This window comes from Microbulbifer flavimaris (assembly GCF_001641755.2).
GTDB classification, from domain to species: domain Bacteria; phylum Pseudomonadota; class Gammaproteobacteria; order Pseudomonadales; family Cellvibrionaceae; genus Microbulbifer; species Microbulbifer flavimaris.
This window is the reverse complement of record NZ_LRFG02000005.1, coordinates 12,220-30,450: the sequence shown is the minus strand read 5'-3', so window position 1 is coordinate 30,450 and position 18,231 is coordinate 12,220. Positions and strand designations below refer to the sequence as shown.

11 protein-coding genes are annotated in these 18,231 nt (G+C 58.5%); 4 read left to right on the top strand and 7 right to left on the bottom strand.

The genetic code is table 11. The features are described from left to right. Window positions 1-45: 45 nt before the first annotated feature. Window positions 46-930, top strand: a complete 885-nt coding sequence (locus AWR36_RS12995) for a dTDP-4-dehydrorhamnose reductase family protein (protein ID WP_067085672.1) — start codon at window positions 46-48, stop codon at window positions 928-930. 126 nt (window positions 931-1,056) lie between these two features. On the opposite strand, the gene AWR36_RS12990 is transcribed toward AWR36_RS12995, so the two are convergent. Further along, window positions 1,057-1,359, bottom strand: coding sequence for a DUF2007 domain-containing protein (locus AWR36_RS12990; protein ID WP_067085670.1), 303 nt, complete (start codon window positions 1,357-1,359; stop codon window positions 1,057-1,059). 548 nt (window positions 1,360-1,907) lie between these two features. On the opposite strand from AWR36_RS12990, the gene gcvP reads away from it, so the two are divergent. Next, the gene (gene gcvP, locus AWR36_RS12985; protein WP_067085668.1) at window positions 1,908-4,799 is read left to right on the top strand and encodes an aminomethyl-transferring glycine dehydrogenase; all 2,892 of its coding nucleotides are present in this window, start codon (window positions 1,908-1,910) and stop codon (window positions 4,797-4,799) included. Window positions 4,800-4,891: 92 nt separating this feature from the next. Here the strand turns inward: gcvP and AWR36_RS12980 are convergent, their stop codons facing one another. From AWR36_RS12980 to purU, 6 genes are all read right to left on the bottom strand, one after another. Next, complete coding sequence (locus AWR36_RS12980; protein ID WP_141398539.1) at window positions 4,892-6,733, bottom strand: RHS repeat domain-containing protein; 1,842 nt, start codon at window positions 6,731-6,733, stop codon at window positions 4,892-4,894. 220 nt (window positions 6,734-6,953) lie between these two features. Beyond that, on the bottom strand, window positions 6,954-9,548 hold the full coding sequence (locus AWR36_RS12975; RefSeq protein WP_067085665.1) for a TonB-dependent receptor plug domain-containing protein: 2,595 nt from the start codon (window positions 9,546-9,548) through the stop codon (window positions 6,954-6,956). Between the two features lie 317 nt (window positions 9,549-9,865). Further along, window positions 9,866-12,145 carry an RHS repeat domain-containing protein gene (locus AWR36_RS12965; RefSeq protein WP_067085663.1) on the bottom strand — a complete coding sequence of 760 codons (2,280 nt, stop codon included), beginning with the start codon at window positions 12,143-12,145 and terminating at the stop codon, window positions 9,866-9,868. A 290-nt stretch (window positions 12,146-12,435) separates the two neighbouring features. After that, on the bottom strand, window positions 12,436-13,071 hold the full coding sequence (locus AWR36_RS12960; RefSeq protein ID WP_067104716.1) for a DUF1294 domain-containing protein: 636 nt from the start codon (window positions 13,069-13,071) through the stop codon (window positions 12,436-12,438). A 26-nt stretch (window positions 13,072-13,097) separates the two neighbouring features. Then, on the bottom strand, window positions 13,098-13,529 hold the full coding sequence (locus AWR36_RS12955; protein WP_067085662.1) for a hypothetical protein: 432 nt from the start codon (window positions 13,527-13,529) through the stop codon (window positions 13,098-13,100). A 23-nt stretch (window positions 13,530-13,552) separates the two neighbouring features. Next, window positions 13,553-14,389 carry a formyltetrahydrofolate deformylase gene (gene purU / locus AWR36_RS12950; protein ID WP_067085661.1) on the bottom strand — a complete coding sequence of 279 codons (837 nt, stop codon included), beginning with the start codon at window positions 14,387-14,389 and terminating at the stop codon, window positions 13,553-13,555. Window positions 14,390-14,501: 112 nt separating this feature from the next. Between purU and pepQ the strand changes: the two genes are divergently transcribed. Further along, window positions 14,502-15,812: a Xaa-Pro dipeptidase gene (pepQ, locus tag AWR36_RS12945; RefSeq protein ID WP_067085660.1), complete on the top strand. Its 1,311-nt coding sequence runs from the start codon at window positions 14,502-14,504 to the stop codon at window positions 15,810-15,812. Between the two features lie 258 nt (window positions 15,813-16,070). Next, window positions 16,071-18,116 (top strand): amidohydrolase family protein, encoded by a 2,046-nt coding sequence (locus AWR36_RS12940; RefSeq protein ID WP_067085659.1) that lies wholly within the window; start codon window positions 16,071-16,073, stop codon window positions 18,114-18,116. The last annotated feature ends 115 nt before the right edge of the window (window positions 18,117-18,231 follow it).

Genomic DNA, 18,231 nt, shown 5'->3' with positions numbered 1-18,231 from the left:
CGACTGACCGCCTCCCGGCCGCACCCTGGCGAAGGAAATATGCCCATGAATGTCCTCGTGACCGGCGCCTCCGGCCTGCTGGGCCGCAGTGTTCTCGGCCGCCTCCAGCGCGACCCCCGCTTGCGTGTCACCGGCAGCGCTCTCTCGCGCGCTAACAATGATCTGGTAGCGCTGGATCTCAATGACAGTAAGGCGGTGAGCGACGCGCTCGATTCGCTGCAGCCAGGCGTGGTCATTCACTGCGCCGCCGAGCGCTGGCCCGATCGATGCGCGGAAGCGCCGGAGCGCAGCTGGCAACTGAACGTCCAGGCCACCGAGTCACTCGCCCGCCAGTGCGAGGCCACTGGGGCGCGACTGATCTACATCTCCACCGATTATGTCTTTGACGGCAGCGCTCCACCCTACGCCGTCGATGACACCCCCAATCCCCTCAATTTTTACGGTCGCAGCAAACTCGCCGGTGAGCGGGTCATCCTGCGATCCGGGCATCACTGGGCACTGCGCCTGCCCCTGCTGTTCGGTCCCGCGCAATATCCCGGAGAGTCGGGCGTCACCGGACTTCTGGAAACGCTACAGAGCCGAGCACCGCAGGCGCTGGATCACTGGGCCATCCGTTTCCCTACCAGCGTGGAGGAAGTGGCAGAGATCCTCGCCCAGGCTCTGTCCAGGGCGCTCGAAGGTGAGCAGTTTTCCGGGATTTACCACTGGAGCGGCGATAGCGCCTGCACCCGCTATGAACTGGCACTGAAAATCGCTGAGATTGCCGGGCTGGATAGCAGCCACCTGAGCCCGGATACCGCACCCCAATTCGAACAACCCCGCCCGCAGAACTGCCAGCTGGACAAGTCGCGCCTCACCAACCTGGGTATCCGAGGAAAGGATTCTCTTGAGCAACAGCTGGAGCGCGCCATTGCGCCCTTCCTGGCGTAGAAGTCTCCGGATTAGCAAGGTGCCGCCATCCGCAGCAGTTGGGGTGAGTAAAAGGGGCAAACTCAACATGCGGGATCTCTGGACTGGACCCGGGGAAACCACGCACTTGGAGGTATGGAAGTCGCGTCAGGCGATTTCAGCGCTGAAGGCCGATGGCGGACAGGGAGGGCGCTTGCTGAGGGAGGTCAGGTCCGAAGAGTCATCCGGCGTCTCGCTGGCCAGGAATTGCTCCAGAAGGCGCCGGGCCGCGGCCAGCTGGCCGTCGTGTAAAACCCAGAGTTCCGAGTACCAGGCCAGCGGTGCACCCTCTTCCTGGGGTACGTCTACCGCCGCTTTCTGCGTGAGGGCGGAGATGCCCGCATTTTCCAGGACGTTGTGAAGGTGAAAGACCATCAGCTGGTCACTGGCGATGTAAAGTCTGTGCGCCATGGTGAGAAGTTTCCGCAATCCCTGCTGGCTATTCGCGTCAGCAATGCCCATTTATCCTTATGTGGCTTCCCGCGGAGACAGCCAACTACAAACGCCGCGGGTATCTTTCACCATAGTCCAGCCGCCTCAGGCGCGCGTATTACTCATCGTATGTCGGGTTTAACCGGGCGCCAGGCGGGAGCTGAGCCCCAGCCGTGACATAAAATCCGGACAAGCGATACTTTAGAGGACGATTATCACTGTTCAGGGCTATTTTTAGCAGTTTCACCGCCAAATAAGCACAGATTGCCCGGCGGCCTTGCGATTGCTAAGATGCGCGCGGCTCGACCGGGCGCCACGGTCCTTAGCCCCGGCCATGAGTGGAATGACCGGCCAGGCGCGCTTACCAGGCCCGGCCGCAAGCCTCTTGCGAGTGCGCCCGCTGCCCAACCCCCGGGCACAGCGGACGGCGGGAATACCGCAGCGCTCTGCTATTTTTACCCGGTGCCGCTAACCCGCGCCGGGGCGCAATTCCAGCGACTACTCCCTGCGATACAGGAACGAAGTTTATGACCCAGCCATCTCTTCAGCAGTTGGAACAACACGACGCATTTATTCACCGCCATATCGGCCCGGATGAGGCCCAGGTGAAAGAGATGCTGGAAACCCTCGGTGTCGCCAGCCTGGAAGAACTGATCGAGAAAACAGTCCCCGCCGCCATCCGCAAGACCGATGAGCTGGACCTGGCAGACGCGGTGAACGAAGAGGAAGCGCTGGCAGAGCTGCGCGGCCTGGCCCAGCGCAACAAGATCTACCGCACCTTTATCGGCATGGGCTACCACGACACCATCACGCCCAATGTCATCCTGCGCAACGTGCTGGAAAACCCGGGCTGGTATACCGCCTACACCCCCTACCAGCCGGAGATCGCCCAGGGCCGTCTCGAAGGCCTGCTGAACTTCCAGCAGATGATCATGGACCTGACCGGCATGGAACTGGCCAACGCCTCTATGCTGGACGAGGGCACCGCCGCCGCTGAGGCCATGGCCATGTGCAAGCGCCAGGCCAAGCGCAACAAGTCCAATGTCTTCTTTGTGGACGCCGACTGCCACCCGCAGACCATCGCCGTGATCAAGACCCGCGCCGAGCACTTCGGTTTCGAAATCGTGGTGGGCGACGTGGAAAAGGACCTGCCCGGCGAGCTGTTTGGCGCCCTGTTCCAGTACCCGGGCTCCACCGGTGTGGTTCGCGACCTCACTGACATCATCAACAAGGTGCACGAGGCCAACGGCCTGGTGACCGTGGCTGCCGACCTGATGAGCCTCGTTACCCTCAAGGCGCCGGGCGAAATGGGCGCTGACGTCGTTGTCGGCTGCAACCAGCGCTTCGGCATCCCCATGGGTTACGGCGGCCCGCACGCCGGCTTCTTTGCCTTCCGCGAAGCGTACAAGCGTGCCGCACCCGGCCGCATTATCGGTGTCTCCGTAGACAGCAAGGGCAATCGCGCCCTGCGTATGGCCATGCAGACCCGCGAACAGCATATCCGCCGCGAGAAGGCCAACTCCAACATCTGTACCTCCCAGGTGCTGCTGGCGGTCATGAGCGCCTTTTATGCCGTCTACCACGGTCCCGAAGGGCTAAAGACCATCGCCGCGCGTATTCAGCGGCTGGCGGATATTCTGGCTCTGGGCCTGGAAAAGCAGGGCTTCAACCTGACTCACGATACCTGGTTCGACACCCTCACCGTAGTGGCCGGCGACCAGCGCGACGCTATCTACCAGCGCGCCCTGGCTGCAGAAATCAATCTGCGCAAGGTCGGCGAAGATGCCCTGGGCATCAGCCTGCACGAGACCGCCAGCCTGGACGACGTATCCGACATCCTCAAGGCTTTCACCGACGGTGATCACGGCCTGGACCTGCACGCACTGGACAGCGAGATTGCGGCCAAGGGCCCGCAGGGCGTCCCGGCATCCCTCGTTCGCGATACCGAATTCCTGACCCACCCGGTCTTCAACACCTACCACTCCGAAACGGAGATGCTGCGGTATCTGAAGACCCTGGAGTCCAAAGACATCGCCCTGAACCACTCCATGATCCCGCTGGGCTCGTGCACCATGAAGCTCAACGCCACCGCGGAGATGATCCCGGTGACCTGGCCCGAGTTCGGCAAGCTGCACCCCTTTGCCCCGACCAGTCAGGCCGAGGGCTATGCGGAGATGTTCAAGCAGCTGCAGCAGATGCTGTCCGCCTGTACCGGCTATGACGCCGTCAGCCTGCAGCCCAATGCCGGCTCCCAGGGTGAATATGCAGGCCTGGTGGCCATCAAGAAATACCTGGAAGCCAAGGGCGAGGGCCAGCGCGATATCTGCCTGATCCCCGCTTCCGCCCACGGTACCAACCCGGCCTCTGCCATGATGGTGAGCATGAAGGTGGTGGTCGTTGCCTGTGACAACAAGGGCAACGTGGACATGGCCGACCTGAAGGCCAAGGTGGAAGAACACGGCGACCGCGTCGCCGCGCTGATGGTCACCTACCCCTCCACCCACGGCGTGTTCGAGGAAGGCATCCGCGAAATTTGCGACCTGATTCACGAAGCTGGAGGCCAGGTCTACATCGATGGCGCCAACATGAACGCCCTGATCGGCGTGGCCGCCCCGGGTAAGTTCGGTGGCGATGTATCGCACCTGAACCTGCACAAAACCTTCTGCATCCCGCACGGTGGCGGCGGCCCGGGCATGGGACCGATCGCCGTGGGCGAACACCTGAAGCCCTACCTGGCCGGCCACCCGGTAACCGAGGTACCGGAGACGGACCCGACCAACGGCACCATCTCTGCCGCGCCCTGGGGTTCTGCCAGCATCCTGCCGATCAGCTGGATGTATATCCGTATGATGGGCAAGACCGGTATGAAGCAGGCCACCGAGACCGCCATCCTTAACGCCAACTACATGGCCAAGCGCCTGTCCGAGCACTACTCGCTGCTCTACACCGGCACCAACGGCTTCATCGCCCACGAGTGCCTGGTCGACCTGCGCCCGCTCAAGGAGACCAGCGGCATCAGCGAGGAAGACATCGCCAAGCGCCTGATGGACTTCGGCTTCCACGCGCCCACCATGTCCTTCCCGGTGGCGGGCACCCTGATGATCGAACCCACCGAGAGTGAATCCAAGGAAGAGCTGGACCGCTTTGTCGAGGCGATGGCCATCATCCGCAAGGAAGTGGAAGACGTGGCCAACGGTGTTTACAGCGCGGACGACAACCCGCTGCACAATGCACCGCACACCCTCGAGGACGTGATGGCCGACCAGTGGCCGCACAACTATTCCCGTGACGTTGCGGCTCGCCCCGCGGCCTGGTTGAAGGCACACAAGGTGTGGCCGGCGTCCAACCGCATCGACAACGTCTTCGGCGACCGCAACCTGATCTGCTCCTGCCCGCCGGTAGAGAGCTATATGGACTGAGACCGGTCCTGAAACGAAAAATGGCGAGCCCTGGGCTCGCCATTTTTTTATCCCGACAAAACGCTTTTAGAGATAGCTCAACTACCAGCCTTTCAGTCGCTGTACAGTTTCTCCTCGAACGGCAGTTTCGCAAACTGGTGAAGCGAGGGGGCCCATTCAAGCGCAGCCCGCCACCCTAGCAACTCTAAATCATACTTGAACTCGTAATCCACACTCCCGTCTGCACCAGAATCGCGCCCCAGATAGGTTAGACTTGCACCCGGATCATATTGATATACCGTCCTCTCTTTCCCACCATTCGGATCATCTGGGGCATCGTAGGTATAGTCCTCTGTGAACTTCTCACTAACCAAGCCCTGCTCATTGTAGCTGTACGAAACCGTTTTGCTGGGCCAATCGGTAACCTGCCCCCCTTGAGTGACTTCGTACCACTTCTCCTGGGTCAAGTTACCACCCTCGTCGTAAATGTACTCTCTTTTCTGCTCGACACTACCATCGAGATAAAAGTCTTGCGTAAATTCCAATAAATTTCCTGACTCGTCAAACTCATTATTAATCAGAAACGACTGATTGGGAGACAACCCCAGCTCCTGATACTTCGCCTGAACCCGGTTACCTTGGGCGTCGTAGGTATAGTCCCACCGATACCCGTCACCTGGTCCGAAAGGGCCAAAGAAAGTCTCATCTGACACAAGCCTGCCAAAGTCATCATAGGTCTTGGTGCGGTCCAGCTCCCCGGTCCAACGATAGGTATGCTCTGCAACAAGCGTTCCGTCAGATTGATACTCTAGAGCCAAAACTTTCACTTCATCCAAAAGGACTGACTCGAGCAGCCCCACCGGAGAAAGCTTGTATTCCAATGTATAGGCGAGATCAGTTATACCATCTCCATCTTGATCCTCTCTATAGCGATAAATATAGGATTTATCTTGAAACTCATACGAGCGAGTCTGGGATCTATCAAAATCTCCGTCAGCATTACTATCCACGCTGATACCGACTAAGTTACCCGCCACGCTGTACTCATATTCAGAGTATGAATCATTCACTCCGTCCCCGTCAGCGTCATAAGAAATAGTGAGGACGCGACCATATTCATCGTAGGTCAGGGAGCTACCGATAAGCGGCCCGGAACCGGTATTGCTGTATGCCTCTAAAATTCGATTGCCGCGAGCATCATAAGAGTACTTCTCAACTCTTTCCGGAACACCATCCTGGTTATAATCTGCGGTCTCGTAAGTAGGCAACGAGAAATCGAAGCCAGAACCAATGGTGGAGTAATAAGCGTCCGCTACGGTTCCCGCTGCCCGGTTCGCAGCAGTAGCGACTTCCCCTTTAGAAAAAGCAACATTTCTATAGTAAAAAAAAGCGGGGTCAACATGCGAGAACGCTTGAACATCTGTTTCAAGGGCAAAAATAACACCATCAAGGGTTTCACTGACCCCATCCACCAAATCAATCCCTGTTGAAAAGTCCGCGTCACTGTCGAATCCAGCAAGTAACGCCAATGTGTTGTGAAAGCGATTAAACGCTTTTCTTTCCTCAGAATTGGGGCTCAGGGAATAAAGCGTCTTGATCTCATGGAAATTAGAATAATCTTTGTAGGCAGGAAACAAATCTCTGAAACTTAAATCACCAATAGCTCCTATTGTCTCTCCAATTACAGTATCACCAAGGTAAAATTGGACCTGCTCCCCGCTCTTATAAGAAAATTCAGAACTGGAATTAGTGTAACCTGATTGGCTATCCGTTACATATCTCAACCCGGCTATCTGGGGAGCAATTAGCTTCCCGGTTAAGAGTTGATTATCACTGTTCGAGCTCCCCTCTGCCTCAGAAGAACTTGGACTACTGCCCCCACCACCTCCACCACCGCAGGCACAAAGTATCACCACTGAGATTAGGCAATATGCCCTTCTAAATCCTTCTTTCACGGTTTCTCCTAATTTTCTACAAGCTTACGATATTGGACTCCTACCACTGACAAACATTTACAAACTGAAAATCATAAATTCCGAAAATATCACCAACCACGAATTAATCAACACAAAATAAGCTCAGTAAAGATACTTTTTTCTGTGAAAAACCCACCCTGTCACCAAATGAAAAAGGCCGGCATTCGCCGGCCTTTTTCACTTCATCAGTCAGGTTTGATCAGAACTCTGCACTGGCACGCAGGTACCAGAAGCCACCATTAAACCCGAACGGAGAGGTGAGGGACTGACGCACCCCCAGGAACTGCAGGGTGGGATCAGCCTCTTCGTCCGGCAGAGTATCGAAGATATTCTCACCACCGACGGAAACCTTGTAGTTGTCGGCGAGGGTGAACGTCGCCTCAACATCCACAAGGATCTCACTGCCATAGCTGGTGGCATCGGAGGCATCACCCGGACCGAACAGGCCGAAGGTGGACTCCCAGCCGCTGTAGCGGTTCAGGCGCAGGTAGCTATTAAACAGGCTGCCGGTGTCGTAGTTGAAGGTCAGGGTCGTGCGATCGCTCGGCACCTGGTTCTCCAGGTCATACACCCGCGAATCATTGATAGTATTCGGGGCCACATTGCTCACTTCCTGCTGGTTGTGATTGTGACGCAGATCCACCACCAGCAGGTTGCCAGCCACTTCGAAGTCGCTGGTGACCGCGATATCGATACCGCTCACCTCGGAGTCGTACGCATTGACGAAGAAGTTGGCGTTGCTGCCCTGCAGCAGGGAGGCATTCGCCACACCGGCGCCCTCCAGCAAAGCCACCTCGCCGGCACCGATGGTGTTGTTACGCAGTGCGAGTCGATCGTCGATATTGATGCGGTAGTAGTCCAGGGTCACGCTGGTGTTATCCAGTGGATTGATGACTGCGCCGAGGGTAAAGCTGGTGGACTCTTCCGGTGTCAGCGGTTTGGCACCCAGCGCCAGGGCCACGGGGTTGTCCACCGGATAGGTCCCGTTCGGGATCAGGTTACCGCTGGCATCGGCTGTGGTGGTGACGTTCAGCGTGTTCACCTGGCCCGGAGTCGGGGCACGGAAGCCGGTATTGGCCGTGGCACGCAGCGCGAAGCGCTCGTTGAAGTCGTAGCGCCCGGACAGCTTCCAGTCAGAGGTCGAGCCGAATGCATCGTAGTCTTCGAAGCGCAGCGCCGCACCGACAGTGAATTGATCGGTGACATCCGCTTCCAGATCCACGTAGGCAGCCATGCTCTCACTGCTGAAGCTGCCGGCGGCATCGGTGGGGAAGCCCTGGAAGCCATCAGAACCCACACCGAACACGGCCGCGGTAGGACCTACAGCAATGGAGGCATCATCCCCGGCACCAATCTTGTAGGTCTCATCGCGCCATTCCGCCCCGAAGGCGACGTTCAGGGGCGAAGCCAGGCCATCGATATCCACCGGCTGGACAAAGTCCGCGTTCACGCTGGTCTCTTCCTGGGTCAGGGTGCCCGGATTGAAGGTCGTCGGGGACAGGGCACCCAGGCTCGGGTTGATGGAGTCTTTCAGCACGTAAGAAACTTCGTTCTCCGCGGAGCGCGCGCGGAGATCCCAGCTCATGCCGGAAGCCAGCTCACCGCGAGCGCCAAAGACGGCAGAAAAGTCACTGATGTCCGCACCGAACTGCGGGTTGTAGCCGCCGGGGAACTGGGTGTAGATCGGGTTGCGCAGTACGTAACCGCTTGCACTGGAGGCATCCGCCACCAGGTAGTCCCCCGGGTTCAGCCCCTGGGCGGTAATGGAATTGATCAGGGACTGCGGCGCCGCATCCGGCATGAAGTCGCCATCACCATCGGCCTGCAAAGTCGCACGGGCGCCGAACTCGTACTGCGGGTCCAGTACCGGGCCGCGGTAGAAGAAGTCGGAGATGGTCTCGTTCTCCGAGTAGCCGACATTGCCGTACAGCTCGACACCGTTATCCAGCTCATAGCCAGTGTTCACAAACAGTTTCAGCGCTTCCACATCCGGGTCACCCCAGCGCTGGCCCAGACCGTCCAGCGGCACATTCTCCACGCCCACCACGCTACCAACAAATTCTGCATCCGGACGGGCAGCACCGCGCCAGGTCTTCTCGGCGGTGGAGTGTTCGATGGTGGTATTTACAAAGCCCTGGTCACCAAGGGCAAAGCCGGCATTGGCAGCCAGGCTGGTGCGGGCACCGTCGCCTTCGAAGTACTCGCCAGTTTGGGCGGAGACACTCACGCCCTCAGCGTCATCCTTCAGGATCACATTGACCACCCCGGCAATGGCATCGGAGCCATACTGGGCCGAGGCACCGTCGCGCAGCACTTCAACCCGCTCGATGGCGGCCGACGGCAGCGCGGCAAAGTCCACCGCCTGGGCGCCCTGGTTGACGGTACCCAGCGGTGCAATCTGCAGGTTGACCAGCGCGGAGCGATGGCGGCGGGTGCCATTGACCAGCACCAGGGTCTGGTCGGGAGACAGGTTGCGCAGGGTCACCGGGCGGATAAAGGCAGTACCGTCCGCAATCGGGAAGCGCTGGGTGTTGAAAGAAGGCGCAATTTTGGCCAGGGACTCGGTCAGGTCAAAGCTGGCCTGGTCGGACAGGTTTTCGCCGCCAAGCACGTCGACGGGGGACAGCGTCTCGGTGGGCGACAGGCCCTCGACGCGGGTACCGGTGGTAATCACCTCTTCCATACGGCCGTCATCGGCTTGTGATTCACCAGACTGCTGTGCAAAAGCCGACACTGGCAGCGTCAATACAGCGGCAACAGCCAGAGAAAGTGGCTTGAGTGAGAAGGTCTTCATGGGCTCTCATCCTCTTTTTTATCTCGTTATTCCCCTGGTCCAGCCAATGCTCCCGCTCGCGACCGATGTGATCTGTGTCGGTTCAGTGCGAAAGGAGCGTTACCCCAAGCTGGCTGAGGTTGTGATATGCAGCCTATTGAAATACCGAAATGGGATCAATCGGCGGATGGAAATCACAAAAAATTAAGAGGAGAGCTGGTTTGATTGTTAAAAACAATGCGGATTTATGCGCCAAGCGAAAGGTGCCTTGCTGAAACCACCCCTCTTCTGCGATGCGGATTATTCTCACTGCTCTGTTGCAGCGACGCCTTTACAGATCACCTGCGACTGATATCAACCTCCTCACGCCAGACTGGCCGAAAATCCACCTTTTCAGATCTCGCCCGATAGTTGCATGCGTACGGCAGCGGATAAAAATCCAGCGGCTCCAGCGTAACGATAGTCCCCCCGGGGCCCGCGGCTTGTGGGTAGACCCGGGGGATCTCCGGGTAGCGCCGGAGGCGGAAACTGTACTCCAGCCCACCATCCTCGATCACTACAACCCCACGCATGAGCAGGAACCAGGTAAGGACGACGGCATCCTCCCGGACATCCGAGCGATCCCGCAGAATAACCTCGCCATTGTCGAAAAACTCGAGCGCGAAGGGCGTTTCGCAGTTGATGCTTATGACCTCAAGGCCGGCCAACCTGCGAAACTCCTCGTCAGTACGCAGCAGGCGCTCCAGGCTGCTGTCGACAATGTCCTCCGTCTCCAGCTCCGCGATAAGGCGCCGGCGCAAAATCTGCCGGCTGGGCAGTTCTGCAAAAGGTGAGGCCGAATAAACCGAGGGGTTCTCGATCCAGAGCAGTGCCGCCCGCCAGTTCTCCCGCCGCAGCTCAAAGGCCTTTTCAAAATCCAGCGATCCATTGTTGCCATCGTCGCGCACCACAGAGACCAGGTTATTGCGATCGTCATAGCTGTAGATAAAGGCCACCACATCGGTACTGGGCAGAAGGGGCGCGGAGGCGAGCAGGTTGGTCTGTACTTTTCGTATCAGCAGACCATCCGTATCGTAGGCATAAGCAATTTCGAAGACTGCGGTGCGCAGGTCGCCGGTAAATTCGAACCAGACTTCACGCACCAGGCGATCATTGTCGTCGTAGACATACTCCCGGGAGAAATCCGTGTCCCCGTCCTCCCTCAGGTCGACGGTATAGAGGGTGAGGTTACCCTGGATATCATATTCCCACTCCACCAGAATCCGGTATTCGACAAAGTCGGCACCGGAGCGGGTAAATCGCGCGCGAACCAGGTTATCCCGCGAACCGTAGAAGAACTCCCAGAGCCCCTCCCCTGCATCGCCAAGCTGTCGACGCAGCGAACTGACCCTGCCCGCCTCGTCAAACTCGATCACACGAAACGGTTCACCGCTGCGTGGCGAAAAGATTGTTTCTGAAGCCGTGCGTCCGTTTTCCTGGAAAGTGTATTCAGCCAACAGCTGGTCATCGCGGCGCACTTGCTGCAGCCGGCCCCGTTCATCCAGCTGGTATGAAACGGTGAACTCTTCGTCGACCACACTATCCCCGTCGGAATCCTCGGTGTAAGTCACAGAGAAGAACAGGTCTCCAAAATCATATGCCCAGTTTCTCACCCGATCGAGGGTGCCATTGCCGTCGAGGTCCTCCCTCAGGCTGACCAGGTTCCCGGCATCGTCATACTCGAACTCCGCGAACTCATCGTCGACAAGAAAGGCATCGGGCTCGAAACTCCAGGTGAGAATATTGCCAAACCCATCGTAAGTGGCAAAACGGGAAACCCGTCTCAGAATCTCGCGGTCGGATTCGGTGACCAGTTCGGTGATGTTGCCGTCGTCGTCATAGTCGAAGCGTTCAAGCTCATCGAGAATCTCATCAAAGAGGAAGTCACGACTCTTGAAAACAGGTACGAAAAAGCTGCCGACCAGCTCGATGGCCTCGTAATAGGTATCCAGAACCATGCCGGTATCGAGGACCGCCCCCGAGTCCACGAGCCCCAATTCATCGGCCCGGTTGCGGAAGTAAATCAGTGGCACATAGTGGCGGGCATAGTCGAGGGCATCGACTTCGACATCGAACAGAATATTCTCCAGCAGGTCACGAACGCCCGGCTCGATCACAACACCGTTACCCAGGTCCGAATCACGATCAAATGCCTCGAGCAGGAACAGGGTATTGTGGAAGCGGTTAAAGTCGATCCGCTCCCGATTGAAAGGCGCTGCGCTGAATAGCCGCCGTAATTGGTTGAAGTTGCGGTAGAGGCGGATATCGGGGAACAGGTCCAGAATTCGCAGCCTTTCCTGCGCGCGCACAGCAAAGCCGATGGGCGTATCGCCGAGGAAGAACTGGATCGTCTCTCCCGGCAGGTAAGAGAACTCTCCCGTGTCACTGGTAACACCGGATTGGCTCTCGGTGCGGTATGCCAGACCAGCAATGATGACTTCCGTCAGCCGGCCGGTTTGGATTGTTGCTGCTGCACTGGTCGATGTGACCGCAGCGGTCGTTGCCGCAGTACTACTCTTACTGTCACCGCCGCCTCCCCCACCGCACGCGATGAGCGCAAGCAGGCTAATGACAACCAAGCTCCCGCGTAGAAAACCTCTCAAGACGCGACCCTCCATAGCCTCCCTTGAGTGTAACGGTTGTTTTTTAGCCAAACGAAGACCGCTACGCCAAAGTGGTTGCCAGACGCGCATTGGGGGAGGAAGAGACGACTTCAGGCGCCGCACAAAGACGGCATTCGCGCCGTCGGATCAATCTGCACGGATACGCGAGGCGGTGGAGGTGGCCATACAAAAGAACAGACAGGGCGGTATGGCGATGGCTGCATCCCCACAGGGGATGATCGTTCAGTGAACCGCGAGCCTGTTGCTTACAGGTTGGCGGGAATACGCATCAAAAAGCTGTCCAGTTGATGGAGCCACTGCTGCCCTTCTGCGGTAAGGCCGTAACCGAGCGCCGCCAGGTTGAGACCGACCGTCAGCCAGTAGACCATCCGGAAGGACCCTTTTCTGGACTTGTGCCGCAGGAGGCTCTGGCCCAGGGCCGCTCCAGGCCATCCGCCCAGCAACGATAACAGGTGGAGTGTCTGCTCTGGCGTCCGCCAATGCCCGCGCACCGCAGCCCGCTTGTCCTTGAAGTAGAGCAGCAGGGTCAAGAGACTGAGCGCGAGGTAAAGACCGGTAATTGACCAGGGCAGCCAGCCCCAAACCGAGAGTCCAGCCAGCCCGGCAAAGAACACCCCGACTAGCGGGAGCGCCCTGCGCCGCTGTCGCCCCGGGCGATTCGGGCTGCGCTTTGCATTTGCAGGGCGCGCACTATCTGCCCTCGGTCGGCCGCGATCATCCCGCCCCAAACTGAACCTGACCGCCATTCCCTGTTCCGGCCGGCAATACCTGCGATCGAAGGCGCTGACATGGAGAAACACGCGCGAGCCACCACCTTCAGGCTGGATAAAGCCATAGCCACGGCCATCATCCCAGCTGGCAATGCTTCCCTTATATTCCATCGTGGCACTCACCGACACACCACTGGTCAGCGCCGGGCACCATCACGGCATTCTCCGCGTACCTCCCCCCCTCCGACGAACAGGGTGCGGTCAAGTTCGAAAAAGCCGTCGCGGCAAAACCCGGTCTCAGTGAGTTTTTGATTGAGGGAGCGATTGAAGGCCATTTCATCGATCCGCGGGCCGCGGGGACGCTGGCCCGTGCGCAACATGGTTTCCCGCTGGATCCGCGCGCGGTTCACATCCTCGCGGGTGACCGGGCGCGGCAATTCCGGGCTGCGCATCTCCAGGGTATAGGTAAAGCGCTTGGCGCCATTGGCAGCGATTTCGGTGTGGAAAGTTTCGCTGAGCCCTGGTATCGGCGCTGTTGATTCACTGGCGCACCCCGCCAACAGGAGCAGAGACAGGGGCGCGAAGCACAGAGCCCGACCCAGCCGGCGATTGTTGTTGATTGTTATCATTATCGTCTCCTACTGCTGCCAGGCTACTTGAATACGACCGTCTTGTTGCCATGGATAAATACCCGCTCCTGCAGCACCAGTTGCAGGGCGCGACTCAAAACCGATTTTTCCACATCCCGCCCGGCTGCGGCCATACCCTCGGCAGAGTAACCATGGTCCACCGAGATCACAGCCTGCTCGATGATCGGCCCCTCATCCAGGTCATCAGTGACAAAATGCGCCGTGGCGCCGATGATTTTGACTCCGCGCTCATAGGCCTGCTGGTAGGGCCGGGCACCGATAAACGCCGGCAGAAACGAGTGATGGATATTGATGATGCGACCGCGGTAGTGTGCCACGAACGCCGGGGTCAGCACCCGCATGTACTTGGCCAGCACCAGGTAATCCGGGGCGAACTGATCCACCAGCGTCATCACCTGCTCTTCGTGCTGCTCGCGCTCCAACTCCTCCGCTGGCAGGTGATAAAAAGGGATCTCGAACTTCTCGACGAGGGGGCCCAGGTCCGGGTGATTGCCAATCACCGCCGCAATCTCCACATCCAGTGCCCCGGCAAAACACTTCATCAGGATATCCCCCAGGCAGTGGGGCTCGCGGGTTACCAGTAATACCAGGCGCTTTTTCCCGCTGGGAACCAGGCGTCGTTCTGCCCCCTGGGGCAGTGCCATGTCCAGGTCTTCCAGCAGGGTTTCGTCATTGAAGTTGCCCTCCAGCGCGGTGCGCATGAAGAAGCGACCTCGCTCCCGGTCCACGAATTCATCGTTCTTGGTGATGTTCAGCTGGTGCTTGTAACAGATGTTGGTGATCTTCGCGATCAGGCCCTTTGCGTCGGGGCAATCTGTCAGCAGTATCTTCTTTTCCATGGCAAAAATTCAGGCCAAATGACTGGGAGTTGTGGAATGTCAGACTATACACTAAGCGGATTAGCTGAATCACACCGCCTCGCCGACCGCGAGCAACTAATAAAGGAATTCCATGGACAAGAACCTCTACGCCGAACATCTCGCCACACTCAAGAGCCGCTATGACGACATCCTCGAGCAGTGCGGTTACGAGACGCTCAACGTATTTAGTGGTAAGCCCAAGGTCCAGTTCCTAGACGACAACTACTACCCGTTTCGGGTCAACCCCCAGTTCAAGGCCCTGGTGCCAGTGACCGACAACCCCCATAGCTGGATCATCTACCGCCGCGGGCAGAAACCGAAGCTGCTGTTCTACCGTCCGGTGGACTTCTGGCACTACGTGCCGCCTGCGCCGCAGACGTTCTGGAGCGACGAGTACGACATCGAGCTGCTGAGCAAGCCCGCCGATGCCAAACAGTTCCTCAGCGCCGACAACGCGGCATTTATTGGCGAAGCCGATGGCCTGGAAGGCTGGTCCGTGGGCACCCCCAATCCGGAAGAACTGCTGGCCCGGCTGCACTGGGCACGCGCTTACAAGACTCCGTATGAGATGGCCTGCCTGCGGGAAGCCAACCGCATTGCAGTCAGGGCCCACCGCGCTGCCGAGGCGGCCTTCCGTGACGGCGCCAGCGAGTTCGAAATCAACCTGGCCTACCTGAATGCCGCCGGCCAGGGTGAGAACCAGATGCCTTACGGCAATATCGTTGGTCTGAACGAGCACGCGGCCATCCTGCACTACACCCATCTCAACACCAAACGCCTGCCGGAGGCGGAGCGTCGCAGCTTTTTGATCGATGCCGGTGCCGACTACAACGGCTACTGCGCGGACATCACCCGCAGCTATGCCTACCGGGACGGGGAGTACGCCGAACTGGTGGCGGCCATGGATGAGAAAGAGCAGGAACTGGTGGCCGGCCTCAAGCCCGGCACCCCCTACCCGGACCTGCACCTCGAGTGCCATCACAAGATCGGCGAATTGCTGAACCGCTTCGGTGTAATCAAATCCTCCGCCGAGAGCGCGGTGGAAAGTGGTTTGACGCGACCCTTTATGCCCCACGGCCTGGGCCACTTCCTCGGCCTGCAGGTCCACGACGTGGGCGGTCACCAGACTGCGCCAGAAGGCGGGACCACCCCGCCACCAGAGCAATACCCGTTCCTGCGCACGTCCCGTACCGTGGAAGCAGACCAGGTCTTCACCATCGAGCCCGGCCTCTACTTCATCGACAGCCTGCTGGCCGACCTGAAAAACAGCGACCTGGCCAGCGAGGTGCACTGGGACAAGGTAGAGGCACTGCGTCCCTTCGGCGGTGTGCGGATCGAGGACAACGTCATCGTGCACGAGGACCGCATCGAGAACATGACCCGGGACTGCTACGCGCAGTAATCCGCAAAGTTACACCGGCTTCTCGCCGCACAGGCGGGAAGCCGGTTTCGCATTTTCCTCCCCGGCACTCGCCATCGCCTGAACTCCACTCACCCCACCGCTGCACAGCTCATCAATCAAGAATCACTGGCGGACGATCCACTATTTACGTCGTAAATGGCGCCAAAGTATCCACGTGTCACCAGATGCCATTGTCGCTCCCGCAAAAAGTCCTCAGGATTGTCCGGCTGAAAAAACCATAAATAAAAGGTAACCACCATGAAGTTTCTGAATTTCGCTGTGGTACTCACCTCCGCCCTGCTTCTCTGGGCGTCCAAACTATCCGCTCAAACCATCGAGTATGTCTTCTACGATCCAGAAGGTGTCGCCGGACACGAGGTGATCACTCGCGAGGACAATCGAGTTTCCGGAACCCTGGAATTGGGCTGGAACAACCGGCGCATCAAGATGACCGAGGAGTTTGAGCTTGGCCCCAAGGGCATTCCCACATTTATCCACATAAAAGGTATAAGCCCCGGTGGGGCACCGGTGGAGGAGACCTTCACCCTTGCCGATGGGCTGGCTGAATGGAAAGGCAGCGATGAACGAGGCAGTGCCAAGTCGTCCGCATCCCAGTTTTTTGTCCCCAAAAATCCCACCATCGCCATGAAAGCCCAACTGGCCAAGGCGTTGCTGGCGAGTCCCGGGCATACGCTCAAGCTGCTGCCCCAGGGGCAGGCGCGACTCGAGCAGCTGGACAAGCGCACCGTTACACAGGGGGACATGGAAAAAACCATCTACCTGTACGGCGTCAGCGGGCTCGACTTCACTCCCTTTCTCGCCTGGTACGATGAAGAAGGAGACCTGTTCGCCTCACATGACATCGCCTTTTTTGCAATTTTGCGCAAGGGCTGGGACAAGTCCCACCTGCAACCATTGAAAGAACGGGAGATGCAGGCCAGCAACGAATACCTGCAATCACTGGCGGGCCAACATACCCACCAGTCGGAGACCCCTATACTCATCAACAACGTCAACATCGTCGACGTTGAACAGGGTCAACTGCTTCGCGGTCGCCACCTGCTGATCGAAGATGGAAAGATCACCCGCATCAGCTTGCAGCCGATTCGCTTTCCCGGTGTTACCCGTATCAATGCACGCGGCATGACCCTGATGCCTGGATTGTGGGACATGCACGGCCATATGAGCCCTGAGCATGGGCTCCTCAACATGGCTGCCGGCGTCATCAGCGTGCGTGACATCGGCAATGCGCATGAAAAAATCATGCTTACGGAAAAACTGTTCGATTCAGGTAAGGCGATCGGCGGCCCGATCTATCGCGCCGGCTTTATCGATCGCGACAGTGAAAATGCGATGCGACTTGGCAAAACGGTAAAGAGTCTGGAGGAGGCGAAAGCCGCTGCAGACTGGTATGCCGAGCGCGGCTACATGCAGATCAAAACCTACAGCTCCATGGAGCCCGAGTGGATCGCGCCCCTTGCCGAGCATGTCCACAAGCGCGGCATGCGCCTGAGCGGCCATATCCCGGCGTTCATGACCGCCGAGGAGGCGGTTGATGCGGGCTTCGACGAAATCCAGCATATCAATATGCTGTTCCTCAACTTCATGGGCTCCATCGATACCCGCAAGAAGTTGCGCTTCACCGAGGTGGGAGAGCACGCCCATGAGATTGACCTGGACAGCGCGGAAGTCGCCGCGTTCCTGGATAAGCTGGCCGACAAGGGTACGGTGGTGGATGCCACGGTGACTGTATTCCGCTCGCTGCTACAGGGCGAGGCTGGCCAGCTGGACAGGGAGTATCAGACCGTGGCCGACCACCTGCCTGTCAATGCCCGCCGCAATCTGGTTGGCAGCTGGCTGAATATCCAGCCAGAGCACCGCGAGCATTACAGCAAAAGCTCCGCCGCACTGCTGGCCATGCTGCGCAAGCTTCATGAGCACAACGTACCAATGGTCGCCGGCACCGACGGCCTGCCCGGCTTCACCCTGCTGCGGGAACTGGAGCTCTACGCCGAAGCGGGCATTCCCAACGCCGATGTCCTGCGCACCGCCACCATCGAGCCCGCCCGGGTAGTCGGGGCTCTCGACCAGAGTGGCACCGTGAACGTGGGCAAGAAGGCGCATCTGGTGTTACTCGATGGCAACCCGCTGGAAGACATCACTGCCCTGCGTCGCACGGCACTGGTCATCGAGGGCCAGAATCTGTATCGCCCGGATGAGCTTTATCAGGCGATGGGCATCAAGCCATTTGTCGAATCGGTGCCTTTCCGGCTGAATGGGGCGGTGGACGTGGCAACAAATTGACCCCTAGGGCAAGATATTCACATCCAGCTTAAAACCCCTAACAACGGCCGCGCAGGCAACGCGGTCGTGAATTTCTACAGAAAGCGGAAGCTGAAGGCGCCCATGATGATTGCTC

What these genes read in the sequence shown, in the direction of transcription:
- AWR36_RS12940 (WP_067085659.1), top strand. Translation starts at nt 16,071, where the DNA reads ATGAAGTTTCTGAATTTCGCTGTGGTACTCACCTCCGCCCTGCTTCTC.
- gcvP (WP_067085668.1), top strand. Translation starts at nt 1,908, where the DNA reads ATGACCCAGCCATCTCTTCAGCAGTTGGAACAACACGACGCATTTATT.
- AWR36_RS12975 (WP_067085665.1), bottom strand. Translation starts at nt 9,548, where the DNA reads ATGAAGACCTTCTCACTCAAGCCACTTTCTCTGGCTGTTGCCGCTGTA.
- AWR36_RS12955 (WP_067085662.1), bottom strand. Translation starts at nt 13,529, where the DNA reads ATGATAACAATCAACAACAATCGCCGGCTGGGTCGGGCTCTGTGCTTC.
- AWR36_RS12990 (WP_067085670.1), bottom strand. Translation starts at nt 1,359, where the DNA reads ATGGCGCACAGACTTTACATCGCCAGTGACCAGCTGATGGTCTTTCAC.
- AWR36_RS12995 (WP_067085672.1), top strand. Translation starts at nt 46, where the DNA reads ATGAATGTCCTCGTGACCGGCGCCTCCGGCCTGCTGGGCCGCAGTGTT.
- purU (WP_067085661.1), bottom strand. Translation starts at nt 14,389, where the DNA reads ATGGAAAAGAAGATACTGCTGACAGATTGCCCCGACGCAAAGGGCCTG.
- AWR36_RS12960 (WP_067104716.1), bottom strand. Translation starts at nt 13,071, where the DNA reads ATGGAATATAAGGGAAGCATTGCCAGCTGGGATGATGGCCGTGGCTAT.
- pepQ (WP_067085660.1), top strand. Translation starts at nt 14,502, where the DNA reads ATGGACAAGAACCTCTACGCCGAACATCTCGCCACACTCAAGAGCCGC.